2 protein-coding genes are annotated in these 2578 nt (G+C 58.5%); one reads left to right on the forward strand and one right to left on the reverse strand.

Going from position 1 to position 2578, the window contains the following annotated elements; translation table 11 throughout:
- Positions 1-49: 49 nt before the first annotated feature.
- Positions 50-1141 (reverse strand): calcium:cation antiporter, encoded by a 1092-nt coding sequence (locus tag AC3WWR_RS30780; RefSeq protein ID WP_020796336.1) that lies wholly within the window; start codon positions 1139-1141, stop codon positions 50-52.
- A 286-nt stretch (positions 1142-1427) separates the two neighbouring features.
- Here AC3WWR_RS30780 and AC3WWR_RS30785 point away from each other — a divergent pair, with 286 nt between their 5' ends.
- Positions 1428-2501, forward strand: a complete 1074-nt coding sequence (locus AC3WWR_RS30785; protein ID WP_033044720.1) for a BMP family ABC transporter substrate-binding protein — start codon at positions 1428-1430, stop codon at positions 2499-2501.
- The last annotated feature ends 77 nt before the right edge of the window (positions 2502-2578 follow it).

Here is a 2578-nt window from a genome sequence, read left to right on the forward strand (position 1 = left end):
ATCTTGTTTTTTAGAAGCAAGATCAAAAGATCGCAGGCTGCGCCAGCTCCTACAGACCCAACAACGACAACATGATGAACGTCGCAAACAGCACAAAGTGAGTCATCCCTTCGATGGCGTTGGTTTCGCCATCGTTGAGGTTGATCGCACTGACGATCAGGGTGATGAAGATCATCACCGTCTGCACCGGGGTCATCGCCATCTGGAACGGCTGCCCGGTATAGAGCGCCATTGCTTCCATCACCGGCACCGTCAGGATCACCGTCGACAGCGACGCCCCCAACGCGATGTTGACCACCGACTGCATGCGGTTGGCCAATGCTGCGCGCAATGCCGTCAGAATTTCCGGGGCAGCCGAAATGGCCGCCACCAGAATCGCCGTGATCACCGGCGGTGCGCCCGTCCCTTCCAGCCCCAGGTCGAGGGTCTTGGACATCACTTCGGCCAGGGCACCGATCACCACCACACCGAACACCAGGATGCCGATCGACAATGTCAGGCTGATCGGTGCCGGCTCCTGCTCCAGCGGTTCCTTCTTGCGGCGTTTTTCCGGGTAGCTGTAGCTGAAAAAATAACTGTGCGGCCCGACCTGCATCCGCAGGAACAAGGCGTAAAGCACCACCATCGCGCCAATGGTGAACGCCGAATAGAGCTTCCAGTCGCCTTTGGGAATGAACTCCGGCACCACCATCGACACACCCATCGCGGTCAGGATCATCACGCTGTAGCTGCGCGCCGAATCGTCGTTGTAGGACTGTTCGCCATGCTTGAGCCCACCCATCAACGCCGCCAGGCCGAGGATGCCATTGATGTCGAGCATGACGGCTGAGTAAATCGTGTCGCGCACCAGCGTAGCCGACGCTTCGTTGCTCATCATGATCGCCAGGATCACCACTTCCACCAGCACCGCGGCCAAGGTCAGGATCATCGTGCCGTAAGGGTCGCCGACCTTTTCCGCGAGCAGTTCGGCTTGATGGGCGACACGCATGGAGGCGGCGACGATGAATGCGATCAGCACCAGCCCGCCAGCCAGCGCGATCGCCTGGCCGCTGTGCAGCAACCAGTGCTCCAGCGGGAAAGCCACGAGTGCGGCGATCAAGGCCAGTAGCAGAAAGGTTTCTTGCTTGAGAATCGTGAGCATGTCGGGCCTTTGCCGAGGAGGTGCGATATGCGACTGACTGCAACGCGGCGATAACGTTTCGTTTCACCTTAGCGCACCAGTGGATGGCGCCTCTTTAAGGTCATGCACTTTTTTCGACCTTGCAGCCCTCATCGCGAGCAAGCTCGCTCCCACAGGTAATCGCGTTTCCATGTGGGAGCGAGCCTGCTCGCGATAGCCATCACACGGTTTCCCTGGCATTTGTTGTCCGGTTGGTCAGGCTTTTGCATTGACCCTCTCCACACACAACAAAAGGGAGTTCGAATTCATGCAAATACGTCCACTGCACACACTGCTGTGCGCCGCCATCGGCCTCGGGATCAGCCTCGGCGCCTTTGCCGCTGAGCCACTGAAAGTAGGCTTTGTCTACATTGGTCCTATCGGTGACCACGGCTGGACGTACCAGCATGAACAGGGACGCCAGGCACTGGCGCAAAAGCTTGGCGACCGAATCACCACCAACTATGTGGAAAACGTTGCCGAAGGCGCGGACGCCGAGCGAGTGATCCGCAACATGGCCAAGGACAAGTACGACCTGATCTTCACGACCTCATTCGGCTACATGAACCCGACACTCAAGGTCGCCAAACAGTTTCCCAATGTGACGTTCGAACACGCCACCGGCTACAAGCAGGACAAGAACCTGGGCACCTACCTGGCGCGCACTTATGAAGGTCGCTACGTCGGCGGTTTCCTTGCGGCAAAGATGACCAAAAGCAAAAAGATCGGCTACGTCGCCTCGTTCCCGATCCCGGAAGTGATCCGCGACATCAACGCCATTCAACTGGCCCTGAACAAGTACAACCCGGGCACTGAAATCAAAGTGGTGTGGGTCAATTCCTGGTTCGATCCGGGCAAGGAAGCCGATGCCGCCAACGCGCTGATCGACCAGGGCGTGGACGTGGTGTTCCAGCACACCGACAGCCCGGCGCCGATCCAGGCCGCGGAACGTCGCGGCGTGTATGCGGTGGGCTACGCTTCGGACATGGCGCACTTCGGCCCCAAGGCGGTACTGACCTCCATCGTCAACGACTGGGCGCCGCATTACCTTCAAGCAACCCAAAGCGTGATCGACCACAGCTGGAAAACCCAGGATTACTGGGGTGGCCTCAAGGAAGGCACCGTTGAACTGCCGATCAGCGACCTGGTACCGGCGGCGGTGAAGACTGAAGCGGAGCAGATCATCGCCGACATCAAGAGCGGCACGTTGCAGCCGTTTACCGGGCCGATCAAGGACCAGGCCGGGGTCGAGAAAATACCGGCGGGTGTCAGCGCGACGAATACGGAACTGGCATCGATGAATTATTACGTGGAAGGCATGAAGGCGGAGATGCCCAAGTAGTACCCCACCCCGTGTAGGAGCTGCCGCAGGCTGCGATCTTTTGATTTTTATCAGATCAAGATCAAAAGATCGCAGCC

This window comes from Pseudomonas sp. EB271-G4-1 (genome assembly GCF_058791355.1).

Coding starts and splice junctions, on each gene's coding strand:
- AC3WWR_RS30785 (WP_033044720.1), top strand. CDS start 1,428: ATGCAAATACGTCCACTGCACACACTGCTGTGCGCCGCCATCGGCCTC.
- AC3WWR_RS30780 (WP_020796336.1), bottom strand. CDS start 1,141: ATGCTCACGATTCTCAAGCAAGAAACCTTTCTGCTACTGGCCTTGATC.